General features: G+C 39.3%; 16 protein-coding genes. 11 read left to right on the forward strand and 5 right to left on the reverse strand.

What is annotated here, in order from left to right:
• Window positions 1–18: 18 nt before the first annotated feature.
• The 3 genes from brnQ to HMPREF9703_RS03585 all read right to left on the reverse strand — a co-directional run bounded on the left by brnQ (window position 19) and on the right by HMPREF9703_RS03585 (window position 4,189).
• The gene (brnQ, locus tag HMPREF9703_RS03575) at window positions 19–1,350 is read right to left on the reverse strand and encodes a branched-chain amino acid transport system II carrier protein (RefSeq protein ID WP_004635695.1); all 1,332 of its coding nucleotides are present in this window, start codon (window positions 1,348–1,350) and stop codon (window positions 19–21) included.
• A gap of 55 nt (window positions 1,351–1,405) precedes the next feature.
• Window positions 1,406–2,596, reverse strand: a complete 1,191-nt coding sequence (locus HMPREF9703_RS03580; RefSeq protein ID WP_004635697.1) for an aminotransferase class I/II-fold pyridoxal phosphate-dependent enzyme — start codon at window positions 2,594–2,596, stop codon at window positions 1,406–1,408.
• Window positions 2,597–2,800: 204 nt separating this feature from the next.
• Window positions 2,801–4,189 carry an L-cystine transporter gene (locus HMPREF9703_RS03585; protein WP_004635699.1) on the reverse strand — a complete coding sequence of 463 codons (1,389 nt, stop codon included), beginning with the start codon at window positions 4,187–4,189 and terminating at the stop codon, window positions 2,801–2,803.
• Between the two features lie 339 nt (window positions 4,190–4,528).
• Here HMPREF9703_RS03585 and rbsK point away from each other — a divergent pair, with 339 nt between their 5' ends.
• Window positions 4,529–5,422 carry a ribokinase gene (rbsK, locus tag HMPREF9703_RS03590; protein WP_004635702.1) on the forward strand — a complete coding sequence of 298 codons (894 nt, stop codon included), beginning with the start codon at window positions 4,529–4,531 and terminating at the stop codon, window positions 5,420–5,422.
• A 66-nt stretch (window positions 5,423–5,488) separates the two neighbouring features.
• Here rbsK and def read toward each other — a convergent pair whose 3' ends face one another.
• Window positions 5,489–6,061 carry a peptide deformylase gene (gene def, locus HMPREF9703_RS03595; RefSeq protein WP_004635704.1) on the reverse strand — a complete coding sequence of 191 codons (573 nt, stop codon included), beginning with the start codon at window positions 6,059–6,061 and terminating at the stop codon, window positions 5,489–5,491.
• 513 nt (window positions 6,062–6,574) lie between these two features.
• Between def and pdhA the strand changes: the two genes are divergently transcribed.
• The 10 genes from pdhA to coaD all read left to right on the forward strand — a co-directional run bounded on the left by pdhA (window position 6,575) and on the right by coaD (window position 16,791).
• A complete protein-coding gene (gene pdhA / locus HMPREF9703_RS03600; RefSeq protein ID WP_236654107.1) occupies window positions 6,575–7,621 on the forward strand; it encodes a pyruvate dehydrogenase (acetyl-transferring) E1 component subunit alpha in 1,047 nt (348 codons plus the stop codon).
• A gap of 2 nt (window positions 7,622–7,623) precedes the next feature.
• Window positions 7,624–8,607 (forward strand): alpha-ketoacid dehydrogenase subunit beta, encoded by a 984-nt coding sequence (locus HMPREF9703_RS03605; protein WP_004635707.1) that lies wholly within the window; start codon window positions 7,624–7,626, stop codon window positions 8,605–8,607.
• 101 nt (window positions 8,608–8,708) lie between these two features.
• The gene (locus tag HMPREF9703_RS03610; protein WP_004635710.1) at window positions 8,709–10,064 is read left to right on the forward strand and encodes a dihydrolipoamide acetyltransferase family protein; all 1,356 of its coding nucleotides are present in this window, start codon (window positions 8,709–8,711) and stop codon (window positions 10,062–10,064) included.
• Between the two features lie 13 nt (window positions 10,065–10,077).
• Window positions 10,078–11,490 carry a dihydrolipoyl dehydrogenase gene (gene lpdA / locus HMPREF9703_RS03615; protein ID WP_004635711.1) on the forward strand — a complete coding sequence of 471 codons (1,413 nt, stop codon included), beginning with the start codon at window positions 10,078–10,080 and terminating at the stop codon, window positions 11,488–11,490.
• A 567-nt stretch (window positions 11,491–12,057) separates the two neighbouring features.
• A complete protein-coding gene (locus HMPREF9703_RS03620; protein WP_004635712.1) occupies window positions 12,058–12,834 on the forward strand; it encodes an inositol monophosphatase family protein in 777 nt (258 codons plus the stop codon).
• Between the two features lie 217 nt (window positions 12,835–13,051).
• Complete coding sequence (gene typA / locus HMPREF9703_RS03625; protein WP_004635718.1) at window positions 13,052–14,884, forward strand: translational GTPase TypA; 1,833 nt, start codon at window positions 13,052–13,054, stop codon at window positions 14,882–14,884.
• A 107-nt stretch (window positions 14,885–14,991) separates the two neighbouring features.
• On the forward strand, window positions 14,992–15,279 hold the full coding sequence (locus HMPREF9703_RS03630) for a DUF1507 family protein (RefSeq protein WP_004635720.1): 288 nt from the start codon (window positions 14,992–14,994) through the stop codon (window positions 15,277–15,279).
• A 115-nt stretch (window positions 15,280–15,394) separates the two neighbouring features.
• Window positions 15,395–15,718 (forward strand): YlbG family protein, encoded by a 324-nt coding sequence (locus HMPREF9703_RS03635; RefSeq protein WP_244325310.1) that lies wholly within the window; start codon window positions 15,395–15,397, stop codon window positions 15,716–15,718.
• Between the two features lie 33 nt (window positions 15,719–15,751).
• Window positions 15,752–16,309 (forward strand): 16S rRNA (guanine(966)-N(2))-methyltransferase RsmD, encoded by a 558-nt coding sequence (gene rsmD, locus HMPREF9703_RS03640; protein WP_004635724.1) that lies wholly within the window; start codon window positions 15,752–15,754, stop codon window positions 16,307–16,309.
• Window positions 16,309–16,791, forward strand: a complete 483-nt coding sequence (gene coaD / locus HMPREF9703_RS03645; RefSeq protein WP_004635726.1) for a pantetheine-phosphate adenylyltransferase — start codon at window positions 16,309–16,311, stop codon at window positions 16,789–16,791. Before rsmD ends, coaD begins: the two co-directional genes overlap by 1 nt.
• Before the next feature lie 170 nt (window positions 16,792–16,961).
• On the opposite strand, the gene HMPREF9703_RS03650 is transcribed toward coaD, so the two are convergent.
• Window positions 16,962–19,139 (reverse strand): ATP-dependent Clp protease ATP-binding subunit, encoded by a 2,178-nt coding sequence (locus HMPREF9703_RS03650; RefSeq protein WP_004635728.1) that lies wholly within the window; start codon window positions 19,137–19,139, stop codon window positions 16,962–16,964.
• Between the last annotated feature and the right edge of the window lie 133 nt (window positions 19,140–19,272).

Consider the following 19,272-nt stretch of genomic DNA (forward strand, 5'->3'; position numbering starts at 1 on the left):
ATGATTGAAATTTAACGTCTATCTAAATATAGTTTTACTTTTATTATGGTCATCAATAGTTTTACCGAGACCCGTAAGTTTGGCAAGGAGGCCGAAGATGATTGCAAGCATGACAGAGGGGATGACCCAGGTAAATCCTCTATCAGCTAAAGGGATGAATTGAGTTATGCCATAGGTAATCGATGTCCACTCAAAGATACGTGCTAATACTTCTAGTAGAGTAATTAGAAAAGCTCCCAACACGCCTCCTAGAAAGATTAAGTCGTAATATATGAACCGATCAACTAGCAAGAGTAGGACGAGTGCAATCATAACAGGGTAAATAACTTCTAAAATTGGTCCCGCATAAATAATAATTTCATCAACGGTAAAGAGAGAAATCAGCATACTGATACCAACAGAGATAACAACAACGACTTTGTAGCGGACAAGGCCATTTGAGATTGAGTGGAAAAAATCGCCACAGGTTGCGGTTAGACCAACTGAAGTAGTTAGACAAGCTAAGGTTACAATAATGGCGATGATTAATGCACCAATATTGCCAAATACGTGGGAGAAAGCTCCGAGTAAAATTTCTACTCGTGTAATACTCTCAGGGAAATGACTCCCCATTGTAGCGCCAATGTAAGCCAGTCCACCGTAAATAAAGATAAGCAATCCTAAAGCAATTAACCCAGCTTTTTTGACCATTTCGTAGCGTTCGGTCGTTTCTTGGTAGCCTCGACGAATAAAGTCTGCTACAACGATTCCAGCCATGAGAGGTGCTCCTAGGGCATCCATTGTTTGATAACCTTCAGTAAACCCACGCATAAAGTAATTTTCTGGAATAGTCGGAGTTAAGAGTGGACCGGGGGGATTGAAGACAACGACTACGATAAACATAGTCAACGTTATGAGTAATATTGGCGTTAAAATATTGCCGATAATATTCATTACTTTTCCTTCATTAAAGACAAAATATAATGTTAAAGCAAAAAATATAAGCGATGTCCAAACGGGTGAAATATTAGGAAAGTTCGGTACGATTGCAATTTCGTGGACGGTGGCAGCAGTTCGAGGGACGGCGATTAAAGTGGCGATCAACAATATTGTGATCACGCCTAATCCTTTAGCGAAATTTGGGCTGACTCGACGTCCAATATCATCAATTCGTCCACCTAATTTTGTTGTGACAATTACGGTCACAATGGCGAGTACGGGGTCAGTTAGAGTAAATCCCGTTGTGGCGCTTAGCCAATGTTGTCCGGCAATGAATCCGAGATAGGGTGGAAAAATGAGATTGCCAGCTCCGAAGAAAATAGCAAATAGGGCGAAACCAACTGTTAGACTATCTCTAAATTTTTCTTTCATTAGGGCTCCTTTCTAGGCCAATAAAGAGCAGGCACGAAGCCTGCTCCCACTTTTTCTATTTGGTTGGGCGTTCGGCATCCATATATGTGCGAATACGTTCCATAGCTTCTTTTAGTTGCTCTAAGCTAGCTGCATAGCTGATACGAATATAGCCTTCACCCGCGTCACCAAAGGCAATCCCAGGCACAACTGCTACTTTTGCTTTTTCTGCCAGATCAACAACAAATTCATAACTGTCTTGAATATAGCCAGCTGGAATCTTGGCATACAAGTAAAAAGCCCCATTTGGTTTTGCTACTGTGAAGCCCATATCTTCCATCTCGGCTAAAATATAATCACGCCGTTCTTTATATTTAACTTTCATCGGTTCAGCATCATCTAATCCGTTTGTTAAAGCTTCAATGGCTCCTGCTTGGGCAATGGAAGTAGTAGACGTCACCATATATTGGTGGACTTTTTGTAGTTCTGTTGTGATCTCTGCTGGTGCAAATGTGAATCCAATTCGCCAGCCAGTCATGGAATGTGATTTCGATAGTCCGTTAATGATGATTGACTGTTCACGTAAGTATTCGCCCATCGAGACATGATGACCTTCATAGACTAATTCACTGTAAATCTCATCACTAATAACGAAAACATCTGGATATTGTTTCATTGTCTCAGCAATAGCTTGACATTCTTTCGCTGTCCAAGTTACCCCAGTCGGATTAGTAGGGTAGTTGAGCAAAACCCCTTTTACCTGATCACCATGTTCAGCCATAGCTTCTTCAATCATTTCTGGTGATAGGACAAAATTATTTTTTGCAGTATCAATAAAGACGGGGATTCCACCTCCCAAATGTACGATTTCTTTGTAAATCGAAAAGTATGGAGCAGCAATTAAAATTTTGTCTCCTTTATTGATAATAGTATGCAGAGCGGTAGTAAGTGCTTCAGTTGCACCAACAGTTGTAATAACTTCTGTAGCAGGATCATAGTCCAGATTATACTTTTTCTTCACAAAGCTGGCGGCTGCCTCACGTAGGCGAATATCTCCGGCAGAGTGAGTGTAACCTGTGAAGTTATCATCTAACGCTTTCTTAGCAGCATCTTTAATATGTTCTGGTGTAGGAAAATCGGGTTGTCCTAATGTTAAACGATTAATCCCTTCAATTGACTGACATTTCAAGTCGAAGGCACGAATTAGTGGCACTTCAATGTCATCTAAGTAGTGATTGAATAAGGTTGTTTTATCTGAAAAATCCATTTTATTTCCTCCTTGGAATAATGTTATCTAATAGTAGACCTCTATTATATCATATTTAAAGCTAATAAAGTAAATATGTTGTGTAAGCGCTAATATCATTCTATATCTTAATAAATTTAAGAGCTATACCCATAGATAAAAATCAAACTGTTTGCGCTCTAAATTGAGATGCACAAACAGTTTGATAATAAACATTAAATTTAATTAATTAGTAGGTTCTGAGACGAATTGCTGATTACTATCTTCATAGATTGATTGGTCTAGTAAATTTAGACGTTTGGAGCTAGTCACTCCGGCAATCATACTTCCGTTAACATTTAGTGCGGTACGTCCCATATCAATAATAGGTTCAATCGAAATCATTAATCCAATAATTTCAATAGGTAAACCTAATGTACTGAATACGATAAGTGAAGCAAACGTTGCACCACCACCGACACCAGCAACACCGAATGATGAAATAGCGACGGTTAGTATAATAGTGGCCCATGTTGCAGGACTAGATAAATCCATTCCAACTGCGGGTGCCACAATAGCCACTAGCATAGTTGGATAAATTCCACCACAACCATTTTGACCAATTGATAAACCAAATGTACCAGAGAAGTTTGCAGTTGTTGAATCAACACCTAGTGCATCTGTTTGAGTTGATACATTCATTGGGAGTGAACCAGCACTTGATCGTGAGGTGAAAGCAAAACTAAGCACAGTCCAAACTTTTTGAAGATACTGTCGTGGATTCAAGCCATGTAGTATTAAAATTAACATATGAACAGCAAACATTAGTAAAATGGCTGTGTAATTAGCAATCAAAAATGTTCCCATATTAATCAGTGCTTGCAAGCTAGACGTTGCTGTCATTCGAGTCATTAGAGCTAAGATACCAAATGGCGCCATCCGTAAAACAAGTGTAACGATACGCATAACAATTGCATGAAATGCATCAATTATTTGTTTGAATGTTTCAGCTTGTTCGGGTTCTTTGCGTGCCACACCTAAGTAGGCAACACCAACTAATGAACTGAAAATCACAACAGCAATCGTACTAGTAGGTCTTAAATTAGCAAAATCCTCAAAAATATTGCTAGGAATAAAGTTTAGTACTTGTTCGGACATAGCCAGATTTGCCACTTCAGTTTGTCGTTCCTGTAAGTCAAGAATACGTGCTGATTCTTCAGCGCCGCGTGTAAATTGTGCCCCGTCCAAATTATAGAAAAGTGCGACAACTAGACCAATAGCTGATGCTATCATTACTGTAATCATAAGCGTACCTAAAACATTTGTTGCGATACGTGCAATATTAGCATTCTCTGTAATTTTTGTAAAAGCTTGTACCAATGAGATAAAAATCAAAGGAACAACTAATAATTGCAAGAACCGAACGTAGCCACCTCCGACCACATTAATCCATTCTATCGCACCCTTTAATGCTTCGTGCTCTGTGCCGAATATAAGTTGTAGTGAGCCCCCGAATAAAATACCTAAGCCTAAACCAGCAAATGTTCGCTTGGTGTAACTTATATGTTTTTGTTGCATGAGAACTAAACCGTACAATAATCCGACAAATACAATTAAAATACCGATCATTTCCATAAAATCTCCCCTGTCTACTTACTTTTTGTAAAGTGAATAAATTATAACACACTTGGACAAAATCACAACTTAATCTTACTGATTAATATGTATTTTTTTGTGCAACAAGCATTATGAAGACTATTGGTATAGTAATTAGTATGAAATAATTATTTTTTAGTTTTATTATTATTTTTATTGATAATTTATTACAAATAACATAAATTAGAAATGACTAATAAATAAATTGAATTTAATAGAGACTGATTAAAATACTGTTTTGTTTTTATGAAGGAAAAGGTCATTATTCCATTTACAAGTTATTCCACTTATAATAAAGAAAAATGGAGGCGATAGATAATGAGTTGTTTGGTAGTGATTGGAAGTATGACGACGGATTTTGTAGTGAATACGGTACGTCCTCCTCAGATGGGAGAGACAATTGAAGGCGAGCAATTCGAGACATTCTTTGGTGGGAAGGGAGCGAATCAAGCGGTTGTGGCTGCGAGATTGGGTGCGGAGGTGTCAATGATTGGGGCAGTTGGAGATGACACGTTTGGTGAAGAAATCCTAGCAAATTTAACTGACTGTGGCGTTGATACATCTGGTGTAAAAGTGATTCCAGATCAATCATCCGGTTCGGCTCACATAACAGTAGTAGATGGAGATAATGCAATTGTCATTGTATTGGGCGCAAATGGGGATGTTGAACCTCAATTAATTGCTGAAGCGGATGAATTACTAGCAGATGTCACTTGCATCCTTCTACAAAATGAGTTGCCAGTTGAAGTAGTTGAGTATGTGATTGATTATTGTCATCAACGAAATATTACTTTATTATATGATCCAGCTCCGGCTCGAGAGATTTCGATAGATTTGTTGGAAAAAGTAGACTACTTAACACCAAATGAAACAGAATTTTTGGTGCTCTTTCCAGGACAGACGATTTCAGATGTATTGGCCAATTATCCAAATCAACTGATTGTCACATTGGGAGATAAAGGCGTTAAGTATCATGATGGAACTGAAATCGTGCATGTTCCAGCACCAACAGTTGATAAAGTAGTTGATTCGACTGGAGCGGGTGATACATTCAATGGTGCTTTGGCTGTTCAGTTGAGTAAAGGCAAGGCGCTGAAGGAAGCAATTCGCTTTGCTTCGGCGGCAGCAGCTTTGTCAGTGACAAAACGTGGTGCCCAGACTGGAGCACCAACAGAGCAGGAAGTTAACGTTCAATTAGCTCAAAATCATTAATCAAAGGCAAAGACAAAGAACGGACCTTCAATTGAAAGTCCGTTCCTTGTCTTTGTTTATAGAGGACTATGGCTCGGTTTCTTCATCAGCACCAAGTACTTTAATATCGTCCGGTAAGGCAAGTGGGTTAGTCTCATCGATTCGGTCATAGAACATGACGCCATTTAAGTGATCGATTTCATGTTGGACAACAATTGAAGGATAGGCTCGTAAACGTTCTTCGTGTTTGTTGCCGTCAATATCGTAATATTGAATCGTAATTTTATCGTGACGCGGGACAATTCCAGGTACTTGACGGTCCACTGACAAGCACCCCTCACCGTCTGCCAAGCAAGATTGCCCGACTGAATGGCTAATAATTTTAGGATTAAAGATGACTTCGCTAAAATCAGCACCATCTTCTCCAGGTAAATGCACGGCTAAGTAGCGTTTAGAAATATTGATTTGTGGAGCAGCAATACCGACACCGGGTCTTAATTGATATTTTTCAGCCAATTCTGGATCTTGGCTGTTTTTTAGAAATTGAAGCATCTTGTGTGCTGTTTCTTTCGTGTCATCGTCAAGCGGGAAAACCACTTCTTCAGCTACTTTTCGCAATGTAGGATGCCCTTCTCTAATGATATCATTCATCGTTAACATATCTGTTCACTCCTTGCATAAAGTCTGATCTATTATAACATAAATACTTGAGATATCGAATAAATGAATTCAAAACAGAAAAATAAGGAACTATCTATTTAGTTTAGTAGGAGATGTAAAATTCCATCTAGGTGTACTTGCTATATTAATACAGATTCATTTATAGATGAAACAGATGAAAACAGTTAAGATAATGATATTTTTGTGAAATTAGTAACATTGGATATCCTTATGAAATACCGACAAAAAGAGAAATAAATAGTATTTTAAAACTTTTTTCTTGCAAATGTTTTCCTCTCGTGTTACATTAGAGATGAGTGGATGGAGTGACACAGTTTGCTCTGTCTGTACTACAATAATTTCAATAACATTATGAGAGGAATGGGTTATCTTATGGCAAAGAAGAAATCTGAGAAGGAAACAAAACAAAGTACTGTTGAACAATCTTTCCCAGAATCAACTCAACCCGTTGATTATGAGAAGATTTTCAGCAATTACCGCGAAACGTTTCCGATGGTTCAAATTCTAGATAAAGATGGTAATATCGTAAATGAAGATATTATGCCTGACTTATCTGATGAACAATTAGTTGAATTAATGGAAAGAATGGTGTGGTCACGTACCTTACACGAGCGCTCTATTGCATTAGCTCGTCAAGGACGTCTAGGATTCTACGCACCAACAAAAGGACAAGAAGCTTCACAAATTGCTTCTCACTTCGCGTTCAAGAAACAAGACTGGTTATACCCTGGATACCGTGATATTCCACAATTAATCCAACACGGACTTCCTGTGTACAAGGGATTCTTATGGTCACGTGGACACGTTGAGGGGAACGAGTACCCAGAAGACTTGCACGCAATTCCACCACAAATTATTATCGGTGCACAATACGTACAAGCAATGGGTAATGCAGTTGGTCAAAAACGCCGTGGAGCAGAAGATGAAGTAACATTCACTTACACAGGTGATGGTGGTTCATCTCAAGGTGACACATACGAAGGTATGAACTTTGCTTCTCGCTACAAAGCACCAATTGTTTTCTTCATTCAAAACAATGGGTATGCTATCTCAACACCACGTGAAAAACAAACCGCTGCCGAAACATTAGCACAAAAAGCAGCAGCAGTTGGTATTCCAGGTGTTCAAGTTGATGGTATGGACCCACTTGCAGTGTATGCTGTATCTAAGCAAGCACGTGAATGGGCAGCTGCCGGTAACGGACCAGTGCTTATCGAAACTATTACATCTCGTATGGGGGCTCACTCAACATCAGGAGATGACCCAACAAAATACCGTTCTGAAGAATCATTCGAGTACTGGGAAGAACGTGAACCGTTGAAACGATTCCGTAAGTTCTTAACAGATAAAGGCTTATGGTCTGAAGAAAAAGAAGAAAAACTAATTGAAGAAGTAAAAGAAGAAGTGAAACAAGCTGCGAAGAAAGCTGATCAAGCAGCAGACATGTCTATTCCAGAATTATTAGGATACATGTACGAAAATGCTCCGAAGAATATTCAGGAGCAAATTGAAAAGTATCAAGCAAAGGAGAGTAAATAATCATGGCCAGTAATAATTTAACAATGATCCACGCGATTACTCAAGCTTTAGAGCAAGAGATGGAGCGTGACGAGAAGGTTATGGTGTTCGGTGAAGATGTCGGTAAAAACGGCGGGGTCTTCCGAGCAACTGAAGGATTATACGATAAGTTTGGTGAAATTCGATCAAACGATACTCCCCTTTCTGAATCTGCAATCGGTGGTATGGCATTCGGTTTAGCAGTTCAAGGTTTCCGTCCTGTTATGGAAATCCAGTTCTTCGGATTTGTGTTCGAAGTGATGGATGAAATTGTCGGACAAATTGCTCGTCAACGTTTCCGTAGTGGTGGGGACCGTAACTTCCCAGTAACCATTCGTTCACCATTCGGAGGTGGTGTTCACACACCAGAAATGCACGCCGACTCATTAGAAGGACTTATGGCGCAATCTCCTGGATTAAAAGTGGTTATTCCATCAAACCCATATGATGCAAAAGGGTTACTAACAGCTGCTATTCGCGACCCAGATCCAGTAGTATTCTTGGAGCACATGAAACTTTACCGTTCATTCCGTCAAGAAGTACCAGAAGAACAGTATGAACTTGAAATTGGTAAAGCTAATGTTGCTAAAGAAGGTTCTGACGTTACCATCGCTGCTTACGGTTACATGGTACGTGAGGCATTGAAAGCAGCCGAAGAACTTGAAGCAGATGGTATTTCAGCAGAAGTTATTGACTTGCGTACAGTTTCACCAGTTGATTACGATACAATTGTTGAATCAATCCAGAAGACAAACCGCTTCGTCTTCGTACAAGAAGCACAACGTCAAGCAGGTGTCGGTGGTCAAGTCATTGCTGAGGTATCAATCCGCGCGATCTTGCACCTCGAATCACCAATTGAGTATATCTCAGCACCGGATACTATTTATCCGTTTGGTGAAATCGAGAATGAATGGTTACCTAATTCTGAAGATATTAAAGAAGCAGTTAACAAGACAATTAACTTTTAATGGACAGATCAGTGGAGTGGTTTTCTAGTGCTAATTACTAGAAAACCTTCTCTTAACTGATAAGATACAGACAACTTTGATATAAAGGAGAGAAATAATTAATGGCTTTCATTTTTAAATTACCAGATGTCGGAGAAGGAATGGCTGAAGGTGAAATTGCAAGCTGGCTTGTAGAAGTTGGCGATGAAGTGGAGGAAGGCGATTCAATCGCTGAAATCCAAAATGATAAATCAGTGACCGAGATTGCTGCTCCAGTTGATGGTAAAATCTTAGAATTCTTAGCAGAACCTGGTGATGTCAAGAATGTTGGGGATCCAATTGTTAAAATTGACGATGGATCAGGTGATGATGCAGGAGCTGCAGATGCTGGATCAAGTGATGAAGGAAAAGAAGAGGCTAAAGCTGATGAGTCTAGCTCAACTGAAGAAGACTCACAAGAAAAAGCTGCTTCGACTTCATCTGAATCTTCTGGTGTCGTAGCAAAATCTGACCCGAACAAACTTGTTCTAGCAATGCCATCAGTTCGTCAGTACGCGCGTGAGAATGATGTTGACATTACGTTAGTTGAAGGAACAGGTAATGGTGGACGTATTACACGTGAAGATATCGATAACTTCGGTGGTGAAGGCTCTGCTTCAACAGATGCACAAGCATCTACAGAAGAATCATCAGCAAGCGAAGCAAGTCAATCAGCACCAGCAACGGGTGAAGGTGTTTCTATTGAGGCGAAACCTTACAAGTCTAAATTATCTGACTTGGAAACTCGCGAGAAGATGAACGGTACGCGTAAAGCGATCTCTAAAGCAATGGTTAACAGCTCAATTACTATTCCATCATTTGCACTATTTGACAACGCAGATGCAACGAAATTGATGGCACACCGTAAGAAATACAAAGAAGCAGCAGCTGAGCAAGGTACGAAATTAACATTCTTACCATACATTGTTAAAGCACTTGTTTCTACACTGAAGAAATACCCAGTATTGAACACATCGCTTGATGACACGACCGATGAAATTGTCCACAAGCATTACTACAATATTGGTATTGCAGCGGATACGCCAAATGGTTTATTCGTACCAGTGATTAAAGATGCTGACAAGAAATCTATTTACGAAATCGCTGATGAAATTGCCGAGAAAGCTGAAAAAGCACAAAACGGTAAGTTGTCAGCTGATGATATGTCAGGTGGATCTATGTCCATTACGAATATTGGATCAGTGAATGGTGGATTCTTCACGCCAATTATTAACCACCCTGAGACTGCTATCTTAGGTATTGGCCGTATTAAGAAAAAACCAGTTGTGGATGAGAATGGCGAATTAGCTGTAGCACCTGTTCAAGAATTATCGCTTGTTATTGACCACCGTGTTATTGACGGAGCAGACGGTCAACGTGCCCTCAACCACTTGAAACGCGTTATTGAAGATCCAGAATTACTCTTAATGGAAGGTTAAGGTGAATCTCTAAATGGTAGTAGCAGATTTTACAGTTGAATTAGATACGGTTGTTGTTGGTGCTGGACCTGGTGGCTATGTAGCTGCCATCCGCGCCGCACAAATGGGCCAAAAAGTTGCCATTGTTGAAAAAGAATTCATCGGTGGTGTGTGCTTGAACGTGGGATGTATTCCATCTAAGGCACTTATTGCGGCAGGTCACCGTTACCACGAAGCACAACATTCTGAAGGTTTTGGGATTACAACTGAGAATGTTTCCATTGATTTTGAAGAAACTCAAAAATGGAAAGACACTAAAGTTGTAGGTACCTTGACTAAAGGTGTTGAAGGATTGCTTAAGAAAAATAAAGTTGAAATTATTCGCGGAGAAGCATACATCAACAACCCGAATAAGATGCGTGTTATGACTGAAGAAGGCGGACAAACCTATTCATTCAATAATGTTATCTTAGCAACCGGTTCAACACCAATTGAAATTCCAGGCTTCAGTTACAAATCTGAACGCGTCTTGGACTCAACCGGTGCCCTTAACTTGAAAGAAATTCCTAAAAAATTAGTTGTTGTCGGTGGAGGATATATCGGTTCTGAATTAGCAGGAGTCTATGCTAACTTTGGAACAGAAGTCACTATTCTAGAAGGAACTGACCAAATCTTGGGCGGTTTCGATGATGATATGATTAAATTAGTTGAAAAAGACTTCAAGAAAAACAAAGGCATGACCATTGTAACCAATGCAATGGCGAAAAAAGCTGAAGAAACAGACAACGGTGTTACTGTGACTTATGAAGCTGGTGGCGAAGAGAAAACTATCGATGCTGATTATGTTTTAGTTACAGTTGGTCGTCGTCCAAATACAGAAGAACTTGGTCTTGAAGGATGTGGCGTTAATATTAACGACCGCGGTTTAATTGAAGTGGATAACCAAGGACGTACAAATGTAGATAGTATTTGGGCTATTGGTGATATCGTTCCAGGAGCTGCTCTTGCGCACAAAGCATCTTACGAAGCAAAAATTGCAGCAGAAGCAATTAGTGGTAAAAAAGTCGAAGTTGACTACAATGCAATTCCAGCGGTAGCCTTCACTGATCCTGAAATGGCTTCAGTTGGTTACACGGAAAAAGAAGCAAAAGAAGCTGGCTTTGATGTGAAAGCAACAAAATTCCCACTAGCTGGGAATGGTCGTGCGCTATCACTAGGTAAGACAGAAGGATTCGTTCGCTTAATTACACGTAAAGAAGATAATGTGATCTTAGGTGGACAAGTTGTTGGAGTCGGAGCTTCGAACGCAATCGCTGAAATTGCGCTTGCTATCGAAAGTGGTATGAACGCTGAAGATATCGTGCTTACTATTCACGCCCACCCAACATTAGCCGAGGTTACTATGGATGCTGCCGAAGCTGCATTGGGCATGCCAATTCATATGTAATAGAGTCGCTTACTAGTCATATAATAGAATTATCAAAAAACAGACAGTATTCCTTTTTAGGAACCTGTCTGTTTTTATATACATAAAATTGGGAAAAATATGGATTTTTCACATAATTAAGAGCATAAAATTAAATAATTAATTGAAATTAGAACATAAATGTCCTGTACATGTGAAATAACTTTTGATAAAATATGAGAGAAATTAGTTTGTTGAAAATATGTTTATGTCTCAATCCTGTATTTAGTTGATTTTATTGTAGAAAAAAGGTTATCTGTATAAAGACGTTGCAACGTATTGAATGCGGAAAAGTTGCAGCTAGAATTACGACTCTATCTTTTATTGCGAAGCAGTTAGATATATCGCTTGAAGAGTTAATTAATATAAATTCTCAGGATGTTCTTAAATAAAATAATTATGTAAATAGATTTAGTAAATAGTCCCCGAATCGTCTGGTAATGTATCTTTATCAGGCGTTTTTGTACATAAGGATAAAAGTGCTTTGGTTGAGTTTCTGTTTAAGTTGGATTACACTAGAGATAAAGAAGCTGAGAGGAAGTAGAAGATATGTCAATAATAAGGGAGCGTCATGAAGTGATTATGTCTTGGTTGAACGAAGCGGCTGAAAATATTCGCCGGGCCTTACAATCAGAACTCGATGTATCACAAAAAACAAGTCCACGCGATTTAGTGACCAATATGGATAAGGAAACGGAAGATTATTTAACAGGAAAAATTCGTGAATTCTATCCAAATGATCAAATTGTGAGTGAAGAAGGATTTGGCGATACGGTTAAGTCAATGGAAGGGACGATTTGGTTTGTTGATCCGATTGATGGCACCTTAAATTTTGTGAAGCAGCAAGAGAACTTTGCGATTATGTTAGCGGTATATGAAGATGGTATCGGTCAGCAAAGTTATATTTATGATGTTATGCGGGATCGCCTCTATTATGGCGTGCAAGATGATGGTGTATACTGTAACGGAGAAAGGTTATCTGCACCGGAGAATTTAGCAATTACAGACGGTTTAGTAGCGGTGAATTCTACTTTATTAGGGAAGTCACGTGTGGAAGCTGTCGATAGTTTATTGGAAGACAGCCTAGGCGTGCGGATGTATGGTTCGGCTGGGATTGAAAGTGTCGAAGTGGCTGCGGGACGAACCGTGGCTTATATTGCGAAAACCTTAAACCCATGGGATATTGCTCCAGGTAAATTGATGGTTGAGCTGTTAGGAGGTCGTGTGTTAGACTTCTCGGGTGGACCAATTGATCTACTAAATCCAACAGGTGCGATTTTTGCAACTGAACAAGCAGCAGAAACCATTGCTGAGCGGTTAAAATAGGGCGAAATATCCCTCTAGCTTAACACAACTCTGTATAAAGCATTTAGAATCTCTTATATATTTTTTATAAAAAAATATAGGAAGTTATTAAGAGAGTTGCAATTCAGTGTTGCGTCTCACTAGTAGTTACTGATATAATGTTAGAGCACAAAAGATGATGGAACGTGTATCATAGGGATGCACGTTCTTTTCTTAAAGTTATGGGGGATTTTTTACATTGAATAAACGAGAAGATATTAGAAATATAGCGATAATTGCACACGTTGACCATGGAAAAACGACACTGGTTGATGAGTTGTTAGCTCAATCCAACACCTTAGACGATCACATGACGCTTAGTGAACGAGCAATGGATAATAATGATATTGAAAAAGAACGTGGTATTACGATTCTAGCAAAAAATACAGCGGTCAAATACAATGATACAACGATTAATATTCTGGATACGCCAGGTCACGCTGATTTTGGTGGTGAAGTTGAGCGTATTATGAAAATGGTTGATGGTGTTATTCTAGTGGTGGATGCTTATGAAGGAACTATGCCACAGACACGATTTGTCTTGAAAAAAGCATTAGAACAAAATTTACAGCCAATTGTTGTTGTGAATAAAATTGATAAACCAACAGCGCGTCCAACTGAAGTGGTAGATGAGGTGCTTGATTTATTAATTGAGCTAGATGCAGATGATGAACAGTTAGAGTTTCCGGTTGTGTATGCATCAGCACTTAATGGAACAAGTAGTTTCAGCGATGATCCAGTGAAGCAAGCTGAGACAATGGCCCCTATTTTTGAGACGATTTTAGAAAAAATTCCAGCACCGATCGATAATAGCGATGAGCCTCTACAATTCCAAGTCTCCTTACTCGACTACAACGATTATGTTGGTCGAATTGGGATTGGACGAGTCTTCCGTGGGGAAATTAATGTTGGAGATCAAGTAACATTGAGTAAATTGGACGGCTCAACGAAGAATTTCCGTGTGACTAAATTATTCGGATTCTTAGGCCTTGAGCGACGAGAAATTAAATCGGCTAAAGCAGGTGATTTAATTGCGGTATCTGGATTTGAAGATATTTTCGTAGGTGAGACTGTAACACCTGTTGATCATGTGGATCCACTACCTATTCTCCATATTGATGAACCGACACTACAAATGACATTCTTAGCAAATAACTCACCATTTTCAGGGCGTGAAGGGAAATGGGTCACTAGTTCTAAAATTGAAGAACGCCTGATGCAAGAATTACAAACAGATGTCTCACTTAATGTTGAAAAGACGGATTCACCAGATGTATGGAAAGTGTCAGGACGTGGTGAGCTTCACTTGTCTATCTTAATTGAAAATATGCGTCGTGAAGGATATGAGGTACAAGTATCTCGTCCAGAAGTTATTGTGCGCGAGATCGACGGCGTTAAATGTGAACCTTATGAACGTGTCCAGATTGACACACCAGAAGAATATATGGGGTCGATTATTGAAGCACTTGGCCAGCGTAAAGGTGAAATGAAAGATATGATCAATACCGGTAGTGGTCAAGTTCGTATGATTTTCCAAGTGCCAGCACGTGGTTTGATCGGCTTTACAAATGAATTCTTATCAATGACACGTGGTTATGGTATTTTGAACCATACCTTTGATGAATATGCACCGATGACAGATGGTAATGCAGGTCAACGTAAAAACGGCGCGCTAGTCTCTATGGAAAATGGGCAAGCGACCAGTTACAGTATTATGAACTTGGGTGAGCGCGGGACAATCTTCGTTGAGCCAGGAACGGAAGTATACGAAGGTATGATCATTGGAATGAATAACCGCGATAACGATTTGGCAGTGAATATTACGAAGGAAAAACAGAAAACTAATGTTCGTTCTGCGACAAAAGACCAAACAGTTGTTATTAATAAACCTAAAATTATGTCATTGGAAGAGTCGTTAGAATTCATTACTGAAGATGAATATGTGGAGGTTACACCAGAAAGCATACGTCTACGTAAGAAAATCTTGAACAAAAATGAGCGTGAAAAAGCGAAGAAAAAGAAAAACAAATAATCATTGAGTGAGTTGTATACGGCATAGAGCGTTCAAGTGGTCTTATGTTTATAATAAGCGGATGATGTATGATATAATGAAGATGACCGATATTGGAGGAACATAGCATGAATAAATTAAAAACAGCCTATGCTAAGGACGTGTTATTGGAAGATGTTGAGAAAATATCAAATTTAATTGAAAATCAGCGTCATCTTTGTGTTGCTTGTCCGGCTTTCGAAGAAGTTATTGATACGCAATTATTTGGATTTTCGAAAAAAATTGAATTTGCTGTACGCATGGATATGATTGATGAAGAAGAGGGACAGCTAATGCTGAGTGATCTTGAGAAGCATTTGAGTGATGTATATGATCACGCTATCGATCAAGTCCAACAAACAGATGGACTTGATTAATAATACCGGCTGAACCTTATTGCATTCAGTCAAAAAACTCTCTTTATACAAGGGAGTTTTTTGTTATCAATCAAATAGTGTAATTAAACAAGTGAAAGGAGAGATTGTTGTGGAGATGATGCAAACATTAGTGCAACATCGTATTGGTTTAGTTATTTGGTTATATACACCGAAGTATGTTAACAAGTTGAAAAATTTTGGGTTGCTTCATTATGTTTCGCGTAAGTTGAATTATGCGGTTTTATATGTGGATGAGCAAGAGGTAGAGAAGACCATGAATCAATTACAGTCATTGCACTTTGTTCGCGAGATTGAGCGAAGTTACCAGACAGAAATGCCATATACGTATGACGGTTTGTTGGAAGAACTTGATAAACAAGCACAAGCGGTCAATAAGGAAAAAGAAGAGCAAAGTATCGGATTGTTTACGCGTTTGTAAGAGACGAAAGAAGAGAAGATAGGAGCTAATGAGATGAGAATTATTGCGGGTGAATACGGGGGGCGACCGTTGCATGGGCTAGTGGGACAAGATACTCGCCCAACTTCTGATAATATTAAAGAGACCATGTTTAATTTGATTGGGCCATACTTCGAGGGAGGCGTGGTGTTAGATCTTTATGCAGGAACGGGTGCTTTGGCGATTGAAGCTATTTCGCGTGGAGCAGCAGAAGCTTATTTAATTGACCAAAATGCAGTTGCCTTCGAGACCATAAATAAAAATATTGAAATAACAAAAGCGCCTGAAAAATTCAATGTATTCAAAGGAAATGCTGCAAACCATTTAATGATGTTGATGCACAAGCAACTGCAGTTTAACTTAATTTTTCTAGATCCACCGTATAAAGAACAGACCATTGTATCTGACATCGAATGGTTGTTGGAGCATGAGATGGTTGCTGAACGTGCGCTGATTACATGTGAAACACATTCTAGCGTTGAACTTCCAGAAGAGATTGGCGATCTTACGGTGTACAAAAAGCGTCATTGCGGAAAAACATTACTAACCATATATAGTCGTGGTGAGTTCTAATGAAGGCAGTCTATGCAGGAAGTTTTGATCCGGTAACGAATGGGCATATTGATATTATTACACGGAGTGCTAACGTGTTCGATGAAGTGATTGTAGCAATTGCAACGAATACGTCTAAAGCGCCACTTTTTACAGCAGAGGAAAAGCAAGTTGTTCTTGAATCATTAATGCATGATCGTCAGTTACATAATGTCTCGGTCATGCAATTGAGTGAGGGATTGACAGTTGATTTTGCTAAGCAACACGGAGCTAGAATTTTGATTCGTGGTATTCGTTCAGTTAAGGATATGGAGTACGAGATGGATATTGAATCAATGAATAAGGTACAAAATCCGGATGTTGAGACGGTATTTTTTATGGCGGACAAACAATATCGTTATTTAAGCTCTAGTATGATTAAAGAAGTGGCTAAGTTTGGTGGGAACTTGGATGAATTGGTTCCTGCTGAGGTAGCTAGACTTTTGAAAGAAAAGTTGCAGTAAATGTTGTTAGAAGCTCGTGAGGAAATTATTTGTAATGGAGTAGAGCTAGTATATGACGGGCACTCTACTAACTCATAGGGGTAATAATAAAAGAAGGAGGTTAAACTCACATATTTGTGTGAGTTTAACCTCCTCTTAGTGTTTTGAATAGTTGGTTAAAAGTTAATAATTTATTCTTCAGTAGATTGGATAATAATCTCACCGTCATCATTAAGGGTTGCTTTTAGATGTTTTTGGTCAGGGTGATCGAGGTAGAAGGCAGCAATTTGGTCTTCGATCTGCTCTTCGATAACTCGGCGTAGTGGTCGTGCGCCCATTTTAGGATTGTAACCTAATTCGACTAATTGTTCTTTAGCTTCAGTAGTGACAGTTAGCGTCAAGTTACGCTCAGCAATCGCTTGATCAATCTCATCAATCATGATATCGACAATATTGATTAAGTTTTCCTTGCTTAAGGCATTGAATTCAATGATACCGTCTAAGCGGTTCAAGAACTCAGGGCGGAAGTAGTTCGATAATTTTTCTAATAAGTCAGCTGTTGTAGGGGATGAATTGGCCCCAAAACCAACGCTGGCAGCTAGATTATCGCTCGAACCGGCATTACTTGTCATAATGATGATAGTTTCCTTAAAGTTCACTGTTCGTCCTTGTGAATCTGTTAAATGGCCGTCATCAAGAATTTGTAGGAACATGTTTAAGACATCAGGGTGTGCTTTTTCAATCTCATCAACAAGAATTAAGCTGTATGGATTTCGGCGCACTGTTTCGGTTAATTGGCCTGCTTCATCATAGCCAACGTAGCCTGGAGGGGATCCAATCAGACGAGATGTACTGTGTTTTTCCATATATTCACTCATATCGAGTCTGACGAGTGATTCTTTACTACCGAATAATTCTTGTGCTAAACTTTTTGCTAGCTCAGTTTTTCCGACTCCGGTAGGTCCGAGGAATAGGAAAGATCCGATTGGGCGTTCTTTTTTACGTAAGCCAATGCGGTTACGACGAATAGCTTTTGCAACTTTTTCAATCGCTTCAGCTTGACCGACAACTTGTTCTGCTAAGCTGTCTTCAAGGTCTCTCAGTTGTGTTTGTTCTTTTTCTTTTAATTCACCCACAGGAATACCGGTTTTAATTTCGATAATATTAATAATATCTTGTTCGGTAACGTTAGGTGTTTTAGATTCAGGTGATTGTTGTTCTAACATTCCTTCGAATTTGCTAATTTGATCGCGGAAGAAGGCGGCTTTTTCGTAATCTTCGCGTTCTAAGGCTGCTTGTTTTTTCATTTCGGCATCTTCAATTTTTTCTTTTAATTCAGCTGGATTCGATGGTTGGATCGTTAAGTTTTTCTTTGACCCGGCTTCGTCCATTAAGTCAATAGCTTTATCGGGTAAGAAGCGATCTTGAATATAACGGTGTGAGAGCTGAATAGCTGCTTTTAGTGCTTCTTTTTGGTATTTTACGTGATGGAAGTCTTCGTATTTTTCTTGGATACCTTCTAAGATCGTTAAGGTTTGTTCGGGGGTTGGCTCATTGACTTTAACTGGCTGGAGACGACGCTCTAGCGCTGGATCTTTTTCAATTTTACGATATTCACTGAGCGTAGTTGCTCCGACCATTTGCATTTCACCACGAGCCAGGGCCGGTTTTAAGATGTTACCGGCATCCATACTACTTTCTTGTGAGGTGCCTGCACCTACTAATTCGTGTACTTCATCGATGAATAAGATAATATTATTATTATCACTCAGCTCTTTGATGAGTTGCTGCATACGCTCTTCGAATTGTCCGCGAATACCTGTTCCGGATACAAGTGAAGCAACATCTAAACGAATAACTTCTTTATCCATCAATTTTTCAGGAACTTCAGCGTTGACAATCTTGTTCGCTAATCCTTCCACAACAGCTGTTTTCCCTACACCGGCTTCTCCGATAAGAACAGGGTTGTTCTTCGTACGACGATTTAAAATTTCGATCACACGTTCAATCTCACTATCCCGGCCAATAATGGGATCAATATTGCCTTCGCGGGCCATTTGAGTGAGGTTAATTCCAAATTCAGCTAGCACGCCACCATCTTGAACTCCTCCATGAGAAGCATGGCTGTGACTGCCTCCATTAGCTTGCTGTTGGGCCATTCCTTGTGGGATGTTACCACCGAGCATTGCACCGAGTAGGTCATTTAAGTTGTCAAAGCCGCGTGGTTCTTGCGGAGTTTGTTGACCTCGTTGCATAGCTTTGATTTCAGAATAGCATTGTTTACATAGTTCAATTTCGCGTTTTTGGCCGTTTATGGCAGTTGTTAAGTGAATACTTGCATGACGTTGATTACATCGTTGACATAACATAAAAATCATTCTCCTTTAATATTCAATTTTAGTACTTGTCTATTGCGTTTTAAGATACATGATAGTCAGAGTAGACAAGTAAAAGTCATTCGAAATTTGACCTTCTTTGACTTTCTATCTATATTATACTCTG

Origin of the sequence: Dolosigranulum pigrum ATCC 51524 (assembly GCF_000245815.1) — a bacterium.
Taxonomy (GTDB): domain Bacteria; phylum Bacillota; class Bacilli; order Lactobacillales; family Carnobacteriaceae_A; genus Dolosigranulum; species Dolosigranulum pigrum.